This window comes from Nocardia bovistercoris (assembly GCF_015674855.1).
Lineage (GTDB): Bacteria > Actinomycetota > Actinomycetes > Mycobacteriales > Mycobacteriaceae > Nocardia > Nocardia bovistercoris.
Map to the genome: position 1 here is coordinate 167,459 of NZ_JADMLG010000008.1, position 17,334 is coordinate 184,792.

21 protein-coding genes are annotated in these 17,334 nt (G+C 67.3%); 8 read left to right on the forward strand and 13 right to left on the reverse strand.

The genetic code is table 11. The features are described from left to right. Positions 1–7 precede the first annotated feature (7 nt). From IT779_RS20440 to IT779_RS20450, 3 genes are read right to left on the reverse strand one after another with little or no spacing between them, the layout of a single operon-like run. A complete protein-coding gene (locus IT779_RS20440; RefSeq protein WP_196150970.1) occupies positions 8–652 on the reverse strand; it encodes a hypothetical protein in 645 nt (214 codons plus the stop codon). A gap of 17 nt (positions 653–669) precedes the next feature. Then, complete coding sequence (locus tag IT779_RS20445) at positions 670–1,983, reverse strand: hypothetical protein (protein WP_196150971.1); 1,314 nt, start codon at positions 1,981–1,983, stop codon at positions 670–672. Then, a complete protein-coding gene (locus IT779_RS20450) occupies positions 1,980–2,315 on the reverse strand; it encodes a hypothetical protein (RefSeq protein WP_196150972.1) in 336 nt (111 codons plus the stop codon). The genes IT779_RS20445 and IT779_RS20450 overlap by 4 nt, the downstream gene beginning before the upstream one ends. Positions 2,316–2,569: 254 nt before the next feature. Between IT779_RS20450 and IT779_RS20455 the strand changes: the two genes are divergently transcribed. Both IT779_RS20455 and IT779_RS20460 read left to right on the forward strand, forming a co-directional pair. Beyond that, positions 2,570–2,899: a hypothetical protein gene (locus IT779_RS20455; RefSeq protein WP_196150973.1), complete on the forward strand. Its 330-nt coding sequence runs from the start codon at positions 2,570–2,572 to the stop codon at positions 2,897–2,899. Position 2,900: 1 nt separating this feature from the next. After that, the gene (locus tag IT779_RS20460) at positions 2,901–3,161 is read left to right on the forward strand and encodes a hypothetical protein (protein ID WP_196150974.1); all 261 of its coding nucleotides are present in this window, start codon (positions 2,901–2,903) and stop codon (positions 3,159–3,161) included. 1 nt (position 3,162) lies between these two features. Here IT779_RS20460 and IT779_RS20465 read toward each other — a convergent pair whose 3' ends face one another. From IT779_RS20465 to IT779_RS20485, 5 genes are all read right to left on the reverse strand, one after another. Beyond that, positions 3,163–3,543, reverse strand: a complete 381-nt coding sequence (locus IT779_RS20465) for a cupin domain-containing protein (RefSeq protein WP_196150975.1) — start codon at positions 3,541–3,543, stop codon at positions 3,163–3,165. A 101-nt stretch (positions 3,544–3,644) separates the two neighbouring features. Continuing rightward, a complete protein-coding gene (locus IT779_RS20470) occupies positions 3,645–4,688 on the reverse strand; it encodes an aminotransferase class I/II-fold pyridoxal phosphate-dependent enzyme (protein WP_196150976.1) in 1,044 nt (347 codons plus the stop codon). Positions 4,689–4,697: 9 nt separating this feature from the next. Continuing rightward, positions 4,698–5,732 (reverse strand): 3-oxoacyl-ACP synthase III family protein, encoded by a 1,035-nt coding sequence (locus tag IT779_RS20475; RefSeq protein WP_196150977.1) that lies wholly within the window; start codon positions 5,730–5,732, stop codon positions 4,698–4,700. Positions 5,733–5,734: 2 nt separating this feature from the next. After that, entirely contained in the window at positions 5,735–6,394 is a 660-nt protein-coding gene (locus IT779_RS20480; RefSeq protein ID WP_196150978.1) for an SRPBCC family protein, read from the reverse strand. Next, entirely contained in the window at positions 6,391–8,076 is a 1,686-nt protein-coding gene (locus tag IT779_RS20485) for a thiamine pyrophosphate-binding protein (RefSeq protein WP_196150979.1), read from the reverse strand. The genes IT779_RS20480 and IT779_RS20485 overlap by 4 nt, the downstream gene beginning before the upstream one ends. Before the next feature lie 159 nt (positions 8,077–8,235). On the opposite strand from IT779_RS20485, the gene IT779_RS20490 reads away from it, so the two are divergent. The 3 genes from IT779_RS20490 (at position 8,236) to IT779_RS20500 (ending at position 10,599) form a co-directional block, all read left to right on the forward strand. Then, on the forward strand, positions 8,236–8,754 hold the full coding sequence (locus tag IT779_RS20490; RefSeq protein ID WP_196150980.1) for an EXLDI protein: 519 nt from the start codon (positions 8,236–8,238) through the stop codon (positions 8,752–8,754). Positions 8,755–8,860: 106 nt separating this feature from the next. Then, on the forward strand, positions 8,861–9,829 hold the full coding sequence (locus tag IT779_RS20495) for an ATP-binding cassette domain-containing protein (protein ID WP_196150981.1): 969 nt from the start codon (positions 8,861–8,863) through the stop codon (positions 9,827–9,829). After that, complete coding sequence (locus tag IT779_RS20500; protein ID WP_196150982.1) at positions 9,826–10,599, forward strand: ABC transporter permease; 774 nt, start codon at positions 9,826–9,828, stop codon at positions 10,597–10,599. Before IT779_RS20495 ends, IT779_RS20500 begins: the two co-directional genes overlap by 4 nt. 56 nt (positions 10,600–10,655) lie before the next feature. On the opposite strand, the gene IT779_RS20505 is transcribed toward IT779_RS20500, so the two are convergent. The 3 genes from IT779_RS20505 to IT779_RS20515 all read right to left on the reverse strand — a co-directional run bounded on the left by IT779_RS20505 (position 10,656) and on the right by IT779_RS20515 (position 12,753). Next, a complete protein-coding gene (locus tag IT779_RS20505; protein ID WP_196150983.1) occupies positions 10,656–11,399 on the reverse strand; it encodes an anti-sigma factor family protein in 744 nt (247 codons plus the stop codon). Further along, positions 11,396–12,007 (reverse strand): sigma-70 family RNA polymerase sigma factor, encoded by a 612-nt coding sequence (locus IT779_RS20510; protein ID WP_196150984.1) that lies wholly within the window; start codon positions 12,005–12,007, stop codon positions 11,396–11,398. The genes IT779_RS20505 and IT779_RS20510 overlap by 4 nt, the downstream gene beginning before the upstream one ends. A gap of 101 nt (positions 12,008–12,108) precedes the next feature. Continuing rightward, a complete protein-coding gene (locus IT779_RS20515) occupies positions 12,109–12,753 on the reverse strand; it encodes a YqgE/AlgH family protein (protein WP_408637775.1) in 645 nt (214 codons plus the stop codon). A gap of 98 nt (positions 12,754–12,851) precedes the next feature. Here IT779_RS20515 and IT779_RS20520 point away from each other — a divergent pair, with 98 nt between their 5' ends. After that, entirely contained in the window at positions 12,852–13,613 is a 762-nt protein-coding gene (locus IT779_RS20520) for a lysophospholipid acyltransferase family protein (RefSeq protein ID WP_196150986.1), read from the forward strand. A 7-nt stretch (positions 13,614–13,620) separates the two neighbouring features. Here the strand turns inward: IT779_RS20520 and IT779_RS20525 are convergent, their stop codons facing one another. Then, positions 13,621–13,932, reverse strand: a complete 312-nt coding sequence (locus IT779_RS20525; protein ID WP_196150987.1) for a GNAT family N-acetyltransferase — start codon at positions 13,930–13,932, stop codon at positions 13,621–13,623. Positions 13,933–14,077: 145 nt separating this feature from the next. Here IT779_RS20525 and IT779_RS20530 point away from each other — a divergent pair, with 145 nt between their 5' ends. Beyond that, positions 14,078–15,688: an alpha/beta hydrolase gene (locus IT779_RS20530; RefSeq protein ID WP_196150988.1), complete on the forward strand. Its 1,611-nt coding sequence runs from the start codon at positions 14,078–14,080 to the stop codon at positions 15,686–15,688. 36 nt (positions 15,689–15,724) lie between these two features. Then, on the forward strand, positions 15,725–16,840 hold the full coding sequence (locus IT779_RS20535; protein WP_196150989.1) for a glycerate kinase: 1,116 nt from the start codon (positions 15,725–15,727) through the stop codon (positions 16,838–16,840). A 147-nt stretch (positions 16,841–16,987) separates the two neighbouring features. Here IT779_RS20535 and IT779_RS20540 read toward each other — a convergent pair whose 3' ends face one another. Next, on the reverse strand, positions 16,988–17,308 hold the full coding sequence (locus IT779_RS20540; protein ID WP_196151189.1) for a winged helix-turn-helix transcriptional regulator: 321 nt from the start codon (positions 17,306–17,308) through the stop codon (positions 16,988–16,990). Positions 17,309–17,334 lie beyond the last annotated feature (26 nt).

Sequence of the window (17,334 nt, forward strand, 5' to 3'; positions counted from 1 at the left end):
CCGCCCCTCAGAGGTCCAACGAGAACGGCATCGAGGACCGGCTCGATGTGTTCTCGAATCGTATGGACGCGGCCATTTCGGCAATCGGCACGAGATATTCTTCCCCGTGGTCCGCGAAGGCGGTGGATAATTCGACGACAGCGATCGCGGAACCGTCCGGCGACGACACGATCGCTTCGATCTGATAGACCTGTTGCTCGGGTTCGGACAGATCGTATCCGGGCAGCGCGGGCGTCGGCACCGCCCTTGTCCGATCGAGCAGCAGCACAGTTCGACCGTTGACATCGACGAGTTCGGCATTGGTGTATCTCTCGCCCGCGTCCCGCCTTCCGATGAGCACATCGCCCAATGTCAGCCGTGGATTTCGCCGCTCACCGTATTCCGATACCGCCACGGTCAATGTCGAAGATATCTGTCCGCCGTCGGCGGAAATATGCCTGCCGATCCCGCAATAGACCGTGTCGAGCCGCGCGAGCTCGGTCAGGGTTGTTTTCAGTGCTTGGAGAATCGCGGGGGCCGTGTCCGTCAGCATTTCGAGATCGCCGGCTGCGAACAGGGACTCCGTCCGCGCGATGGCGTCATCGATACCGGTGAGCGGAAGCGCTATATATCCCTGCGGTATCTCCACGGCGATCGGTACTGTCGACGACACATTTCGCTCCGACATGGTCAGTCACTTCCGATCTGCGATCGGATCGGGTCGGCGATAGAAGTCCAGAGTTTACTGCCGCGGTTGATCAGATCCACTCCCTCGATCGTGGAGGCGACACCGGTGAGTTTTTCGACGGCCGTCGAGTGCGACCCGACGTAGCGGGTCACCTCGAATACGTCGTTGGCCGCGTGCGGGAGTCCGATGGCCTCGGCGGCCTTCGACACCCCGGGGATCTTGTCGATGATCTTCGAGGTCAACAGCGGGTCGTGGGTGACGGCGTTGTACAACGTCGCGCCGAGCCCCTGAGCCTCCCCGGCCGCCTGCGCCGCGTGCTTGCCCGCCGTGAGGGCCTCGCCACCGCCCCGGAGGGCGGTCCATCCGAATTTCGCGCCCTTGATCGCTGCGCCGCCCACAGGGAAGAGTCCCGTGGAGTCGAGTCCGACCTTCGTCCACGCGCTGAGGTCGCCGTTCTTCAGACCCTGACGGATGTCCGGGTTCGACACATCGAGTCCGATGAGACCGGCCGTGGCGGTCGCCGCGACCGCGAACCCGATGATGTCGAACGGCGGCGGCGTGCACACCGCGACGATGCTGCCGACCGCGGCGATGATCGAGAGGGTTTGGTGGATTCCCTCGCGGTGCTTGTCGATCCATTCGCCCAGGGACCCGATGGCATCGGTGATCCTGTCCCAGATGCTCCTGTCCGGCGGACTCGGCGCGAAATCTTTGGCCGCGGTGTCCAATTCGGCGGCGATTCGGCGGGCGAGGGTGTCGTGGGTCGTTTCGAGATCACGTGCGCGTTTGATGACAGCGTCGATCTTGGTTTGCCAATCGTCCACCGACGCGGTCGCGGTGCGCACTCGTGCGACGGCCGCGTCGAGGCGGGTTTGCGCGGCTTGCAGGCTTTCCGCGTCCGAGAAGGTCGTATTGACCAGCGACAAGTCAGGATCGGACTGCGCCTGCTGCAAAATCGTGACGGCTCTGGCGTGCTCCACCCTGGCTTCGGCCGCCTCGGATTCCAATCCTTTGGCGGTCTCCTGAAAGTTGACCAAGTTGGCGTGCCACTCCTGGATCAGCGCGACCGCCTTTTCCAGCGAGCTCTGCGCATAGGCGAGGTCCTGTGCCAGCGTGGCATCGAAATTTTCCCGAAAAGCATTGCCCGCGTCGCCCTGCCACACATCGTCATTGCTGTCGCGGAGGCGACTCAACAACCCGTTGGTTTCCTCGACGGCGTCGTGCGCGCCACTGATCTGCCCTTGCAGACCGGCCACATCGCTCACCGCACCGGGAACCGGGTTGAATCCCAGGTTGGGATAAGGATTCGCGCTCATGCCCGCTCCTCGGCGCCCGAGGGCGAACCGCCGATGCTCGCCTCGATCTGCTCCAGCGCCTCGGTGAACACGGTGTCGGTGGCCTGATACGCCTCCAGGCACTTCGAGACGCCTTCCGCGGTCACTCTCGCCGACTCGCCGATTCGTTCGATGCCGTACTTCCATCGGGTCTGAAAACTGTCGGCGGCATTGTCGAGTTCCGCGGTGCCGATATCGGGATGGCTGCCGGTGGACATCGCCTTCATCGCGTCGGACAGCACCTGCTCGGCGGTCCGCAGGGCCTGGACGGCCTTCCCCAACACCTCGATGTCGACACTCAGCACACCGGCCATCTCCACGCCTCCTTCGCGCAGGTCCGGCTCGCACCGTCCCCGGATGGGACGGGTCGAGGACCACCTGCATCAGTAGTAGGACGCAACCGGAGCGGAGATCGTTCCATTCGATCCGCGGTACTCGCTCGGCGAGTTCGACTGTTGCGCCGCGCACACCCATCGCAGATATATCAGTGAGGGATTCGCGCCATCCGGGCCGAATCCCGTGCAGATGAATCCGTGCGTCCGGTGCGCACGTCCTCCCGGGAGAACTCATGCGCGGGCTCGTTGTCGTAGTCCTGGTGTTCGCGGGCATATTCGCGATAGGAATCTGGGCGCAGCCGATCGTCGGGGCGGTGCTACTGCTGCTCGCGGCCGTCGTCCTCGGTCTCCTGATACGTGCCGCGAACCGCGCTCCGCTACCCGGCCGCGCGGACGCACGTCGCTGGGGCGCCGCGACGCGACCGTGGGGCGCGGTGCGCGGCGGTATCGGCGGCGTCGGCGGATCCCACATCGGTGGCGGCGGCTGCGGTGGCGGCGATTCCGGTGGCGCGGGCTGCGGTGGTGGCGGCTGCGGTGGTGGCGGCTGTGGCGGCGGTAACTGAGATGAACGACGCATTGTTCGCCGTACTCGTATTCGCCGCGATCGGATTGATCCTCCTGTTCACCGCGGGCCTGATCCTCGCGATCGCCCTCGCCGCCAACCGCAATGCCCAGCGGTCGCGCCGCCGCTCGCGCTGGAACGCGGGTGACGGTCCCGGTGGAATCGACGGTGGCGGCTGCGGCGGAGGCGACGCTTCCGGCTGCGGTGGCGGCAGCGGCTGCGGCGGTGGTGGCGGCTGCGGCGGTGGCGGTGGCGGCAGTTGACCTATCCCTCCGGTGACGCCACAGCCCGCGAAAGCGGCGCACCCACCGGATTCACGTACAACACGGTGATCGCCACGGGTCCCGTTCCCCGATTGCGCGCCACATGCGCGTACCGAGGCCCACCACGCTCCCGGAACAGCCGGGGTCGCCGATAGGCGATCGGAGCGAGTCGCGCATCGGGATGATCGAGGGTCCCCTTCGTCACCAGCACGAACAACGTCCCGTCGTGATAATGCCACCCCGAACTGCCGCCGGGCTCGATCACGGTCTGCCGCAGAATGATCTCACGACCCCATGCCTCGAACCGCAGCAGCACACGACTGGACGTACCGCGTGCGGGTGTCTCGTTCGTACGGAATTCGGGCAGGGACCAGAACCTCATGGACCCATCGAACCATCGACGAACACTCGCGCATCCGCCCTGTCGGTGCTGTCCGGCCGGTGTGGTCGCGGGATGTCTCCGTGCGACCACACCGTCGGATCTCAGCGCGTCGGCCGTGCTCGGAGTGCGGTGAGTACGGCGTGGTCGGCGGCGGGGTCGCCGACCGCTATTCGGGCGCTTCCGTCCGGATAGCATTTGGCGGTGATGCCCGCGCGGCGCAGGGCGGTCGCGATGCCGGGGCCGGGTAGGTACAGGAAGTTCGCGTGACTGCGGGGGACCGAGAGGCCGTCCGCGAGGAGGGTGTCGCGCAGGAGTTCCCGTGCGGTCGTGATGCGCCGGACTCGTTCGCCGAGTTCGGTCGCCGCCGCGTAGGAGGCGGCGACCGCGGCGACCGCGGCCGTGCCCATGCCGAAGGGGAGTTGGAGACGGCGGATCCTCGCCATCAGTTCGCGTCCGCCGAACGCGTAGCCGATGCGCAGGCCCGCCAACCCGTACGCCTTCGAGAAGGTGCGCAGCACAATGAGATTCGAGTGTTTGCGGAGCAGGGCCGTTGTGTCGAGTTGGTCGGGGTCGGCGAGGAATTCGACGTAGGCCTCGTCGAGGACGACCGGCACCCCGTTCGGCACCGCGGACAGGAAGCCGCGCAGTTCACCCGACGTGACCACGGTCCCGGTGGGATTGTGCGGGCGGCACACCACCACCAGTTTGGTCCGTTTGGTCACCGCGCGGCGCATGGCCGAGAGATCCTGTGCGCCCGACGAATCCAGCGGAACCGGAACCAGACGCAGTCCAGCCATGTCGGCCATGATCGGGTATCCGTCGAAAGTCGGTGTACTGGTGACTAATTCGTCGCCGTGCGTGGTCAATGCCTGGATGATCTGCATCGCGACCCCGGTGGCGCCCGCACCGACCACCACCTGGTCGGCGTCGATGCCGAGTCGCGCGGCGACGAGCGCGGGCAGCCGGTGCGGCAGGAACTCCGGGTACCGATTCGACCGCGCCATCTCGACGTTCACCGCATGCAGCACCGAAGGCAGTGGTGGAAAAGGGTTTTCGCTCAAACTCAGGTCGAATCGGGCGACCGCCCTGCGCGCACCGGCGTGCCTGCGCGAGGACGGCGCACCGTCGATCACTCCGATGGTCATCGACCCACCTCAGGCATGAGCCGCACCCCAGCGCACGGCGGCCGCGGCAGCGAAGTCACCGGCGTGGGCGAAGGCCGACATGAGCACCACCGAACCGTTGCGGAGCCCGCCCGCGCGGTTGGTGACGTCGAGGGTGACGGGTATGCCCGCCGCGAACAGGTTCCCGCACCGGTCGAAGGTGTCGGGATGGCGTTCGGCGGGCAGTTCCAGCGCGTCATGCCAGTTGCGCAGGAACAGCCGGTTCGGCTGATTGGTCACGAAGGTGTCGATATCGCGGCCTTTCACCCCGATCCGGTCGCACACCGCGAGCGCCACCTCGGGCACGAGCCGGTTGCCGCGCGCGAACACCTTGGTGACCTTGGATTCGGTGAAGCTCACGCAGGCCTGACCCTCGCCGGGCTCCCAGTACTTGCGTTCGCCGTTGGTGGAGAAGTCCATGTCACCGGCGAATTCGGGGTAGGTGCGGCATTCGATGTCCAGGATCGGCGCGCTGTCGTTCTTGACAAGCAGTCCGACGCCGCAGCCGTCGCCTGGCACCGGGGCTTGGGCGAGTTTGCGGATGTCGGGCTGGGTGAACACCGCGCCCGCGCTGTTCTGCACGGCGACCACCATGGCGGTGCGCGCTTCGGTGGTCCGCAGGATCATGCGGGCCGTGAACATCATGTGCACGAAGGCCGCGCATCCGCCGTTGTGCACGTCGAAGACGTATTTCGGGCGCAGACCGAGCCGCCGGGCGATTTCCGGTCCGGCGCCGAGAACCGGGTTGTCGGGCAACTGGGTGTGGGTGATCAGCACGTCGATGTCGGAGACGAGGTCCGTGCCGTGCCGTTCGACGAGCGGCGCGATGGCGCGTTCGGCCATGTCGACCGCGGTTTCGTCGCGGCCCGCGTGGTGGCGGCCCTTGGGCGAGCGGAACATGACGTTCTTCGCCATGCGGTCCGAACGCGAGTACTGCGTGAAGTATTCGGTGTCGACGGGTTCGCCGGGCAGATAACTGGCGACGTCGATCAGGCTGACCGGTGCTTCCAGGTCGGTGGATCTCATGATCACGCCATCCATTCGGGTTTGATCGGCAGGCCGTGCGCGGCCCGGTATTCGCAGATGGCCTTCAGGTTGTCCATCTCCAGCTGGTGTCCGGCCGAGAACATGTCCCAGAAGTCGCCCACCCAGACCGGTCGTTTGGGTGGCGCGGTCTCCGGATACGGGTTCTCGTCGTAGAACGGGTGGCGACAGTTGTTCCACAGCACCACCGAACCCGGCTTGTTGAGCACCACCTGCGCGTCCACGACCCGCATGAGGTAGATCATCCAGAGGTGTTTGCCCTGGTCCCAGGCGCAGTGGTAGTCGACGGTCATGGCGTCGGGATTGGCGACGGTCCTGGTGTAGATCTCGGTGGCGTCACCGAGCCGGTCGTAGGCCAGCCACAGCTCCGGCTCCTCGGTCTCGACGAATCCGCGCAGGCTGTAGGTCCATTCCTCGAGCGACCTGGTGTCGGCGAGGTATTCGTAGACCTCGCGCGGCGGCGCGGCGATATAGGCCTGGACCGGGCAGAAGTCGCCGAAGATCTGGTCGTGCGGGTACACCGACCGCAGCATGTCCACGATGATCGGGGTCGTCGTGTCCTTATCGGAGTTCTCGATGCGTAGCACGCCCGGCACCACGGCTTCGGGGATGTCGCTGAGGGCGGGAAGGGCACTGAGGGTCACGGAATCCTCCTGGGTGTTTCGGACAGGAACGGGACGAACGGCGGGATCTCGTCGGGGTCGCAGTCGATCGAGAGGAACGACGGCCCCGACGCGGTGAAGCAGCGATCGAGTGCGCCCGCGAGTTCTTCGGGTCGGCGCACGGCGTGGGCGGGCATGCTCGGGAACATGGCCGCGATGCCCTCGCCTATAGAGGTATCGCGGAAACGGTTGAAGCTGTATCGGTTCCGGTAGTAGATCTGTTCGCGGGTGACGCACATGGCGTGCGCGTTGTTGTTGAAGACCACGAACGTGATCGGCAGGTCGTATTCGACGGCGGTGTGCACTTCCATGCCGTGCATGTAGAACGACCCGTCGCCCGCTATGACGACCGTGCGGCGGATGCCGTCACCGTGACGGTGGCGGGCGAAGGCGGAGCCGATGCCCGCGCCGAACGCGTAGCCCATGCCACCCATGCCGAGCGCGACGACGAAGCGTCCGCCGCGCGGCACCCGCAGGTGGTGCACGACGGCGGCGCCGGTGTTGCCCGCGTCGGCGAAGACGTCGGTACCGTCGGGCAGCGCGGCGTCGATGGTCTCGACGACCTCGCGGTAGCGCAGGCCGGGGCCGTGCGCGCGGGGCACTTCCAGTGCGGTGAGCGGTTCGGTGGTCGGGTCGGCGATCTCGGTGCGCGCGGAGAATTCGGCGGTCAGGTCCGCGGTGAGGTCGGTGAGGGTGCGGGCCAGGTCGGTGCTCTCGGCGTGGATCGCGGGGAGGTAGGGGGTGACCGCGCCGGTGCTCGCGACCCGGCAGTCGGCGAGCGGGCCGTCGAGTCCGGCGCGGCTGGTGACCGGCAGCGGGGTGCCGACGAGCAGGCACAGCTCGGCGGAGCGGATGGCGGCGGTGAGGTCGGGGTGGCCCATGCTGCCCGCGACACCGCGGAATCCGGGTCCACGGTTGTCGTAGGTGTCCTTGGCGTCGGGTGCGACGCCTACGGTGGCATCGAGAGTCGCTGCCAGCGCGGCGAATTCGCTGCGCGCGTCGTCGCGGGCGATCTGGTCGCCCGCGATCAGCACCACCTTGCCGGTGCGCTTGGCCGCGATGAGGGCGTCGCGCACCCGCGCGTAGCCCTCGTCGTCGTGCGCACCGATGCGCTGCGGCGCCCTCGGCGGTGTGTACTCGATCGTCGCTTGCTGAATGTCCTTGGGCAGCAACAGTACCGCCGGTCCGCCCTGGAGAGCCGCGGTGATGGCCTCGTGCAGGATCTCGGGAAGCCGGTCGGGGTCCTCGACGCGCGCGCAGTAGCGGGAGATCGTCTCGAACAGTCTCGCGGCGTCGATGGTTCCGGCTTTTCCGCTGGAATCCTGGAAGGCGCCGCGCCCGTCGAGCCCGGTCGGCGACTGGCCGACCAGCGCGAGTACCGGCACCCGCGACGCGTACGATTCGGCAAGTCCGGCAACAAGATTCATCGCTCCGCCACCGGAGGTCGCGGCCACGACGCCGAGTCCGCCGGTGCTGCGCGCGTATCCGTCGGCCATGGTGGCGGCCGAGAACTCGTGTTTGGCGATCACGCCTTCGACCCCGTCGGTGGAGTCGAAGATCGCGTCGTATAGATCTTCGATATTGGCGCCGTCGACGCCGAAGATATGTCGCACGCCCGTCGCTGCGACCGCTCGAACCAGATGATCCACGACCCTGCTCGGCATGGACGTTCCTTCCCGCGGTGCTACCGCCTGCCGTCCGAGTTCGGCTTGCCTCGTACACGAGGAATACGGAGCGGACGGGCGTGCGGTTCAATCCCGGTCGAAGATTCTCGAAAAGACACGCTCTTGCGTGTACGTATACATCTACGTATAGTGAGTCGCATGCCCAACAAGACGATCTACGTTTCCGACGACGACCTGCCCCTGTTTCAGCGGGCGCAGGAGTTGGTCGGCGGCAATCTCTCCGGAGCGGTGACAACGGCACTGCGTCGGTTCATCGAGCTGGAGGAGGGGCGGGTCGAGGGGTTCGAGGAGGTCGTGCTCGGAGTCGGTCACAACGGGGTCAGGCAGATCCGGTTCGCGGGCGCCCTGCTCGGCGAATGGCAAGACCAGAACGAGAAGCGCAGCGAGCACGTGCGCGTGTACCGCACCCGCAAGGGCAAGATCGCGATGCACGCGCACTACGCCAACTGGGAGGATTACCCGGTCGACAACAAGAACTGGCTCAATGATCTCAAGAACTGGCGTCGGATGCTCGGCATCGGCGAACAGGACTGGGGTGACTACACCTTCGTCGTCGTCGACACCGTCGGCGAGTTGAAGGGACAGATCCCGGACAAGTTGTTCCAGCGGGTCGCCGAGATCGCCGACCGTCCACCGGTGGAGGACCTCGACATCTGAGCCTGCCTGAGTAGACCGGCATCACCAACACCGCATCCCCTCGGGGGCGGTGTCGACTAAACATGCACTTATTAGCATTCATTGATTGAAATCGGAAGGAAGAACCATGGTCAACGGGTATCGCGCACCGGCGATCTCGGCCATCGGCCTGCGCAAGTCCTACGGCGAGCACGTGGTGCTCGACGGCATCGACATCGAAGTCGGCGAAGGCACCATCTACTCGCTACTCGGCCCCAACGGCGCGGGCAAGACCACCACCGTGCAGATCCTCAGCACCCTCATCGGCGCGGACGCGGGCGAGGTCAGGGTCGGTGGGCACGATCTCGCCGCCGACAAGCGCGCCGTGCGGGCCTGCATCGGCGTCACCGGACAGTTCGCCGCCGTCGACGAACTGCTCACCGGCCGCGAAAACCTGCTGCTCATGGGCGATCTGCACCACCTGCCCCGCAAGACCAGCACCGGGCTCGCCGGTGAACTGCTCGAACGCTTCGACCTCGTCGACGCCGCCGACAAGACCGCGGGCACCTACTCCGGCGGCATGACCAGGCGCCTCGACCTCGCCATGACCTTGGTCGGCGACCCCCGCGTCATCTTCCTCGACGAGCCGACCACCGGACTCGACCCGCGCAGCAGGCGCACCATGTGGGCGATCATCCGCGGCCTCGTCGACGAATACGGCGTGACGGTCTTCCTCACCACCCAATACCTCGAGGAAGCCGATCGGCTCGCCGACCGGATCGCCGTCCTCGACCGAGGGCGCATCGTCGCCGAAGGCACCGCCGACGAACTGAAACGCATGGTGCCGGGCGGACACATCCGACTGCGTTTCGCCGACCGCACTCGCTTGGATGCCGCCGCGCTCGCACTCGGCCAAACCGCCCGAACTCTCTCCAGCGGTGAGGAATTCACCCTCGCCGTGCCAAGCGACGGCGGCGTCGCCGCACTGCGCGCCGTCCTCGACCGACTCGACGACAGCCACATCGAAATCGAAGGACTCGCGGTGCACACCCCCGACCTCGACGACGTATTCCTCACCCTCACCGGACATTCCACCGACAAGGAGACAGCGGCATGAGCGCAAGCGCCTACGTCCTCACCGACTCCCTGACCATGCTGCGGCGAAACCTACTGCACGCCAGGCGATATCCGAGCATGACCTTCGGCGTCGTCATCATGCCCGTCGTGCTGCTGCTGGTCTTCAACTACGTGTTCGGCGGCGCCCTGCAGAAATCCTCCGGCGGCGACTACATCGACTACCTCGCCCCCGGCATGCTGCTGCTGATCCCCGCCTACCTCACCGTCTCGGTCGCCGTGTCCATCGCGACCGACACCACGAAAGGCATCGTCAACCGCTTCCGCACCATGGATATCGTGCCGTCGTCCATGCTCACCGGACACGTCGTCGGCACGGTCATCCAAGCCGTACTCGGCAGCGCGATCATGCTCGCGGTCGCCCTGCTCATCGGCTTCCGCCCCGACGCGACCCCACTGGAATGGCTAGCCGTCCTCGGCCTGCTGATCCTGGTGGTACTGGCCCTGAGCTGGCTGTCGGTAGCCCTCGGCCTGCTCGCCCCCACCCCCGAAGGCGCCAGCAACCTCCCCTTCCCGATCGTGCTCCTCCCCTTCCTCGGCAGCGGCCTCGTAGCCACCGACACCATGCCGACCGGCCTGCGCCAATTCGCCGAATACCAACCCTTCACCCCCCTCACCGAAACCATCCGCGGCCTACTGATGGGCACCGAGATCGGCGACAACGGCATCATCTCCATCGCCTGGTGCCTCGGCATCGGCCTCGCGGGCTACCTCTGGTCCGCCGCCATCTTCACCAAACAATCCACCCGCTGACCAACCCGAAACGACCCCCGGCGCTCCTCGCGCCGGGGGTCGTTTCGGGTATCGGATCAGACCGAGGCGTTGAGGACTACTCGGCCGGTGGAGATGGACTTGATCTGGACGCTGGTGATCTGGTCGGGGGGTAGGTCGACGGTGCGGTCGACGGTCAGGATCGTGCCGGGGCCCGCGGGCCACTGGTCCAGGTCGAATTTGCGGCCGTCCTTGCTGTTGACGGTCAGGCCGAAATTCCAGGTGTAGCTGTAGTCCGCGGGGGCGTACCTGCAGGTCATCACCACTCGGGTGCGGCCTTCGGAGGTGACGATCTTGACATCGGCCGAGACCGGGGTCGGTTCGAGCGGTTCCATCGAACGTTCGGCGAACACCACCTGATCGGTGCCGACCTGGTCGGAGGTCGACGTCACCGAACTCACGATCGGGACGCTGATCGCGACCGCGGCCGCCGCCGCGACCACCGCGCCGCCGATCGCCGTCCACCTGGTGCGCCTGCGGCGGCGCTCGGCCGCGTCGGCCAACCGGGGCAGCAACTCGGGAACCGGGGGCACATCCGGCGCCGCGAACTGATCGGGCGCCTCGATCATCGTCAGTGCGGTATCGGCGTCCACCAGGCTCAACATGCCGGGCAGACCCGCCAGCTCCGACACCGCGCCCGCGCAATCGGGGCACCCCGCGAGATGATCCTCGTACTCGCGGCGCTCGTCGCGGCTGAGGGAGCCGAGCACGTACGGCGCATCCCAGGTCGTGTAATCGTCGGTATGTGATCCCGTCCAGTTCCCGCCGGTGATCTCCGTCATTTGTTCGTCACCCCCATCTCCTGCAGAGCGAGTCGTAGTGCCCGCATACCGTAATGCATACGGGATTTCACCGTTCCCGGTGGAATGTCGAGTTCGGCCGCGATCTGATGTGTGGAAAGACCTCGGTAATAGGCGCGGACGATCACCTCGCGATGATCGGCGCTCAACCGGCCGAGCGCGTCCGCGACCAGCCAGCCGTCCAGCGCGCGGTCCGCTTGGTCGGGCGCGGGCTGCTCCGGAGGGCTGTCGGTGCGGAACTCGCGCCGGTTGCGGGCGCTGCGGTGCTCATCCACGGCGAGATTGCGGGCGACCGTGAACAGCCACGCTCGAGCCGACGTCGCGGACTGATCGAGGACATTCGGGCGTTGCCAGGCGCGTAGCAGTGTTTCCTGGACGATGTCCTCGGCGCGGCCCGGATCGCGAACCAGGCCGACCGTGTAGCGCCACAATGCCGCGGCGTGTTCGCGGTAGAGCGCGTTCATCAGGTCGGAGTTGTCGTCCGGGCGGGACGTGCGCCTCCTGCGCCATTTCAAAGCCTCCAGGCTCGAGGTGCGGGCCGGTGGTTCGGCGCCGGGTTGGGTGTCGGGTGGTCCCGAGATATTCCCCATGTGTCCGCCGGGTCAGGTGGTGGTGGTCATCTGTGTCTCCTTGGTCATGGAGTACACGAGGGTGGGCGTGGAATGGTTCAGTGCGGGAGCCCGGGGTGGTTCTAGTTGCGTTCCAGTTCTATGGGGTGGGTCGCCAGGAGGGATAGGGGGAGGGGTTGGCGGCGTAGGACCTCGGCCCAGAGGTCGGAGCGTGCCGGGGTTATGGGGTCGGTGGGGAGGGCGGAGACCACTATCCAGTCGTCGTTCTGGAGTTCGCCTTCCAGCTGGCCGAAGGTCCAGCCTGCGTAGCCCGCGAAGATGCGGATTCCTTCGACCAACTGACCTACGCGGTGCGGGTCGGAGTCGAGGTCGACCAGGACTACGCGGCCGTCTACTCGGCGTAGGCCGGGGACGCCGGTGATGGAGGCGCCAACGCGGAGGGTGCCGAGGCACAGGGCGGCGTCGCGTTTCACGGGGCCACCCACGAACAGGGTTCGGGGGGCGGCGGCTACTTCGGACCAGCGGGGTAGTACGTCGGTGACGGGGGTGTCGTTGGGGCGGTTCAGGACTACGCCGAGGCTTCCGCCCTCGTTGTGCTCGACGACATAGACGACTGTGCGTCGGAATGTCGGTTCCACCAGGTCGGTTGCCGAGACCAGCAGCGAACCCGCGCGGACTACCTGCTCACCATCGCGGGACTGGCGTCGACGACGGTCACCGTGCCCGCCGTGAGTTTGCCGCTCGTCCGGTTCATCTCCGCGTGCCACTCCGACATCATCGCAGCTGGATCGGGTTTGCGCACTGGTGTGTATGCCGCAGCCCGGTCCTGGGGTCGTGCGGGGGGCGGGCATCGTAGGCTCGCGGTATGCGACCGCCCGAGGTGATCCTCGACAATGCCGACATCGTCTACGACTACTACCGCGCGCACCGCCAGAATCGGTTGAAGGCGTGGGGCGCGTACGCGCTGCTCGGCAGGCGTTACCACCCGAGGGTCGTTTTCGCGCCGGAGGCAAGGGAGCAGGTTCGCGCGCTGGTGAAGTCGGGGCGGCCGACCATCTACTCGATCAACCACCTCTCCCAGAACGATCCGTACACCGTCGCCGCGGCGGCTTGGCGCAGTCCGCTGCGGCCGATCATCGGCAGGGTCAGGGTGCTGGCCAAGGACGAGTTGTTCGTGGAACCCGACCAGCGTGCGAAGGTCGACATGATGGGCGGCATTCCGGTGTTCCGCGGCAAGGATCACGGCATCAGAGCGGTCAACGCCGCGGGACAGCTCATGATGGACCTGTGCGCGCAGCGGCTGGCCCAGGGCGATCACCTGGCGATCTTCCCGGAGGGCACCTGCAACGACGTGGACCCGACGCAGGTGCAGGCGGTGGGCAGCGGCATCGGTCACATCGCGTTCCGGGCGATGAAACTGGGGGTCGCGCCCGCGCTGGTGAGTCTGGGGCTCAGTTACGGCCCGCGCGCCGACCCCGCCGTCGAACCGACGAAGGAGGAGGCGAAATCAGCCCTCTTCTACCTCGGCAACCCGGTGGCCGAACTGCCCGCCAAACCCGCCGACATCGCCCGGCTGGTCCGCGCCGACCTGCAGATCGCGCTCGACGGCGCGGTCGCCAACTATTGAGCGCGAACTATTGAGGCAGCCCGAGCCCGCCGCGCGCCCAATGCGGCACCGACGCCACGTACTCGCCGTTGATCTCCACGAAACGTTTGACCATCGGACACATCGGAAGGATGCCGAAGCCCTCGCGACGCGAAGCGTCCAATGCGGACTTGACCAGGGTGCGACCGTATCCCTGCCCCTCGTGGCGCTGGTGGATCTCGGTGTGCACGAACGCGCGTTCGGAGGCGGTGTCCTGGTATTCGGCGTAGCCGGCGATGGCGCCGTCGACGTAGATCTCGAAGCGTTCCAGAGCGGTGTTGTTGCGGACCTCGGTCGACATGGTTCGACGTTACTCCGCCCGGCCCCCGCACCCCACATTCCGCGACGGGCGGCGGCGTGAATCCGCGAACCGACTTGTCGGTCGACGTGCGGTCCGCGCACAATTCACAGGGCCGCGACGGTGCCGGACTCGGCGGAGGTAGCAGATGACGAGCAGGCCGCACAACGGTTCGACCTGCGGATTTCGTCGGGTGTCTCGGGTGGCGGGCGCCGCGGTCGCGGTGTGGGCGATCGTGCTGTCATCGATATCCGCGTCGGCCGAGGCCGCTCCACGTCCGGATTTCGGCGCCTGCCCCGACGGCGCGGTCACGCCGGATCGCGGCGCGGCCTGCGCGGTGCTCGAAGTACCGCTGGATTATGCCGAACCCGGCGGTCCCACAATCGAACTCACGGTCAGCAGGATCGCGGCGACCGGCGTGAGCCGCGGCGCGATCTTCGCGAATCCGGGTGGTCCCGGCGGTGACGCGCTGAATTTCTGGGCCGAGCGCGTCGGTGTTCTGCCCGACGCGCTCTACCGCGAATTCGACCTGGTCGCCGTGCAGCCGCGCGGACTGCGCTGGTCGACGCCACTGGACTGCGGCGAAACGAAAGCCACTGATCCGCAACGGCTCTCATTCACCATGCGCGAGGACAAGGCGCACGGGTGCGCGGATTCGCCGCCCGGCTACCGCGACACCGTCACCACCGAGAACACCGCCCGCGACATGGACGCGGTGCGCGCCGCGCTCGGCCTGCGGCGCGTCAATTTCCTCGGTGTCTCCTACGGCACCTACCTCGGCGCGGTGTACGCGACCATGTTCGGCGCCCGGGTGGATCGAATGGTGTTGGACTCCAACGTGAATCCGGACTGGGTGTGGACCGAGGAGTTCGCCGTTCAACAGGTCGCGATCAAGCGGCGCCTCGACGACCTGTTCGCCTGGATCGCCGAAAACGATGCCGAATACCGTTTGGGTGGAACAGCTTTGCAGGTCTATCGGAACTGGGTCCGATTGGTGACGGCGCAGGGCGGCGGCGTCTACGCCAACCTGACACCTCCGCCCGCGAGCGCCGCCGACCTGCCCGTCGCGCTGCCCGAACCGTTGGCCGAGATCGCGCGCGACGGGCTCAGCGGTGCGAGCGAGCAGGCGAACCGGGTGGAGAACCTGGTGCGGATCCTGCATTCGAGCGGTGCGGCCACCCAGGGGCCGCTGCTCGGCGCGACCGTGGTCGCCGCGTACGCGCGGGCCTTCTGGCCGAGGTTCGCGAGCGCCATGGCCGATGTGGACGCCGATCCGGCGAACGTGGGTCGCCTGCAGGCCATGGATCGCGCCGTCGACCCCGACGCGACCGCGCGTTCGGTGTTCTCCGCGATCACCTGCAACGAGAACGCCGTGGCGCCGCGCCCGGAACTGGTTTCCGACGCGCTGGCCACGATCGCCTCGGGCGGGAACGTGATGGACGCGCGCGCCGATATCGTGCGCTCCGGCAAACTCTGCGAGTCGTGGCCGCCGGTGGCCCGCCCGGTCCCGATCTCGGGCGCCGACCTCGACACGCCTCCGCTGCTGTTGCAGAGCCGCTACGACCCGATGACCGAGTATCGGGGCGGTCCGGCGCTCGCGCGGGCCGTCGACGGTTCCCTCGTCACCGTCGAGGGTGGCGACCACGGTGTGTTCGGACGAGGCAACCCGGCGGTGGACGATGCCGTCGTCACCTATCTGCGCACCGGTCGGGTCGAGATCACGCACGCCGCCGAAGCGCCGCTGCCACCACGGCCCTGACGTGCGCCGATCGGGTGTGCGCCGCAGAATGTTGGCATGATCCGCGTGGTGCTCGCCCCCGACAAGTTCAAGGGTTCGTTGACCGCGCCCGAGGTGGCGCGCGGCCTCGCCGAGGGAATCGCGCGGGTCCGTCCGGACGCCGAGATCGTGCGGGTTCCCGTGGCCGATGGTGGTGACGGCACCGTGGACGCGTTCGTCGCCGCCGGGTGGGAACGGGTCGCGGTGGACGCACCGGGACCGACCGGCGTGGTCGACAAGGCGCTGTACGCGATGCGCGGCGATACGGCGGTCGTCGAACTCGCCGCGGTGGTCGGTTCGGCGAAGTTGCCCGCTGGCGTATTCGATCCGCTGGGGTCGAGCACCTACGGGCTCGGCGTCGTCATCGCCGACGCCCTCGATCGCGGCGCGCGCCACATCGTGCTCGGATTGGGCGGCAGCGCGTCCACCGACGGCGGTGCGGGCATGCTGGTCGCGCTCGGCGCCCGCGTACTCGACGCGGTCGGACGCGAATTGCCGCGCGGCGGTGCGGCTCTGGTCGAAGCAGCCGAATTGCACACCGCCGGTCTGCATTCCGGACTCGCCTCGGCTCGCATCACGCTGGCCTGCGATGTGGACAACCCGCTGCTCGGCCCGCACGGTGCGGTCGCGGTGTACGCGGAACAGAAGGGGGCGGACCGGGATCAGCGCGCGATCCTGGAAGCGGCGCTGGCGAATTGGGCGAGCGTGGCCGGGAGTTCATACGTGGACAGTCCGGGCGCCGGTGCGGCGGGCGGCACCGGATTCGGTGCGATGACGGTACTCGGGGCGCAGCCGCGCAGCGGTATCGACATCGTCTTGGATCTGCTGGAATTCGGTTCGACGCTGGACGGCGCCACCTTGGTGGTCACCGGCGAAGGCTCACTCGATGAACAGAGCCTGCACGGCAAGGCGCCCATCGGCGTCTGTGCCGCGGCCCGCACGGCGGGCGTCCCCGTCGTGGCCGCCGTCGGACGCGCCCTGCTCGCGCCCGACCGCATACACGCGGCCGGTTTCACGGCCTGTCACACTCTCACCGACCTCGAACCCGATCCAGCGCGCTGTATCGCCGGAGCCGCCGAACTGGTTGTTTTCCTGGGTGATTCGATCGCACGCACTCATCTTCCGACGCCCTGAACACCCGACATCCGCATTTCCCGCGCTCACCCACAGCTGTGACATCACCGACCGCCGAGATTCGCACTTTCCGGCACCTGCCGATCTCCGGGGCCGACGGATGGCGGAGCCGTCACGGGCGCCGAACGCGATGGCGCCGAGCGAGGTTCAGGCGACGCCGCCCGCGGTGAGATCGTCCAGTACCGCGCGACGGTGTTTGTCGCCCCAATCCTCCAGCGGCGCGAGCGCGATACGCAGTTCCTCGCCGCGCGGGGTGAGCGAATACTCCACGCGCGGCGGTATCTCCGGGTAGATCTCCCGGTGCACGACGCCGCTCGCCTCCAGGTGTCGCAGATTCTCGGCGAGCACCTTCTCGCTGACCCCGTCGAGTAGCGCGCGCAGACGACCGAAGCGCTGCGGTCCCGCGCCGAGCGCCCACATCAGGTGCATCTTCCATTTGCCCCCGACCACGTCGATCGCCACCGACATACCGCATACATCGTGATCCGCGTCAC

Excerpts from the sequence above, each read along its gene's own strand:
- IT779_RS20445 (WP_196150971.1), bottom strand. The coding sequence starts at position 1,983 with ATGAGCGCGAATCCTTATCCCAACCTGGGATTCAACCCGGTTCCCGGT.
- IT779_RS20450 (WP_196150972.1), bottom strand. The coding sequence starts at position 2,315 with ATGGCCGGTGTGCTGAGTGTCGACATCGAGGTGTTGGGGAAGGCCGTC.
- IT779_RS20455 (WP_196150973.1), top strand. The coding sequence starts at position 2,570 with ATGCGCGGGCTCGTTGTCGTAGTCCTGGTGTTCGCGGGCATATTCGCG.
- IT779_RS20460 (WP_196150974.1), top strand. The coding sequence starts at position 2,901 with ATGAACGACGCATTGTTCGCCGTACTCGTATTCGCCGCGATCGGATTG.
- IT779_RS20465 (WP_196150975.1), bottom strand. The coding sequence starts at position 3,543 with ATGAGGTTCTGGTCCCTGCCCGAATTCCGTACGAACGAGACACCCGCA.
- IT779_RS20470 (WP_196150976.1), bottom strand. The coding sequence starts at position 4,688 with ATGACCATCGGAGTGATCGACGGTGCGCCGTCCTCGCGCAGGCACGCC.
- IT779_RS20475 (WP_196150977.1), bottom strand. The coding sequence starts at position 5,732 with ATGAGATCCACCGACCTGGAAGCACCGGTCAGCCTGATCGACGTCGCC.
- IT779_RS20485 (WP_196150979.1), bottom strand. The coding sequence starts at position 8,076 with ATGCCGAGCAGGGTCGTGGATCATCTGGTTCGAGCGGTCGCAGCGACG.
- IT779_RS20490 (WP_196150980.1), top strand. The coding sequence starts at position 8,236 with ATGCCCAACAAGACGATCTACGTTTCCGACGACGACCTGCCCCTGTTT.
- IT779_RS20495 (WP_196150981.1), top strand. The coding sequence starts at position 8,861 with ATGGTCAACGGGTATCGCGCACCGGCGATCTCGGCCATCGGCCTGCGC.
- IT779_RS20500 (WP_196150982.1), top strand. The coding sequence starts at position 9,826 with ATGAGCGCAAGCGCCTACGTCCTCACCGACTCCCTGACCATGCTGCGG.
- IT779_RS20505 (WP_196150983.1), bottom strand. The coding sequence starts at position 11,399 with ATGACGGAGATCACCGGCGGGAACTGGACGGGATCACATACCGACGAT.
- IT779_RS20510 (WP_196150984.1), bottom strand. The coding sequence starts at position 12,007 with ATGGGGAATATCTCGGGACCACCCGACACCCAACCCGGCGCCGAACCA.
- IT779_RS20520 (WP_196150986.1), top strand. The coding sequence starts at position 12,852 with ATGCGACCGCCCGAGGTGATCCTCGACAATGCCGACATCGTCTACGAC.
- IT779_RS20525 (WP_196150987.1), bottom strand. The coding sequence starts at position 13,932 with ATGTCGACCGAGGTCCGCAACAACACCGCTCTGGAACGCTTCGAGATC.
- IT779_RS20530 (WP_196150988.1), top strand. The coding sequence starts at position 14,078 with ATGACGAGCAGGCCGCACAACGGTTCGACCTGCGGATTTCGTCGGGTG.
- IT779_RS20535 (WP_196150989.1), top strand. The coding sequence starts at position 15,725 with ATGATCCGCGTGGTGCTCGCCCCCGACAAGTTCAAGGGTTCGTTGACC.
- IT779_RS20540 (WP_196151189.1), bottom strand. The coding sequence starts at position 17,308 with ATGTCGGTGGCGATCGACGTGGTCGGGGGCAAATGGAAGATGCACCTG.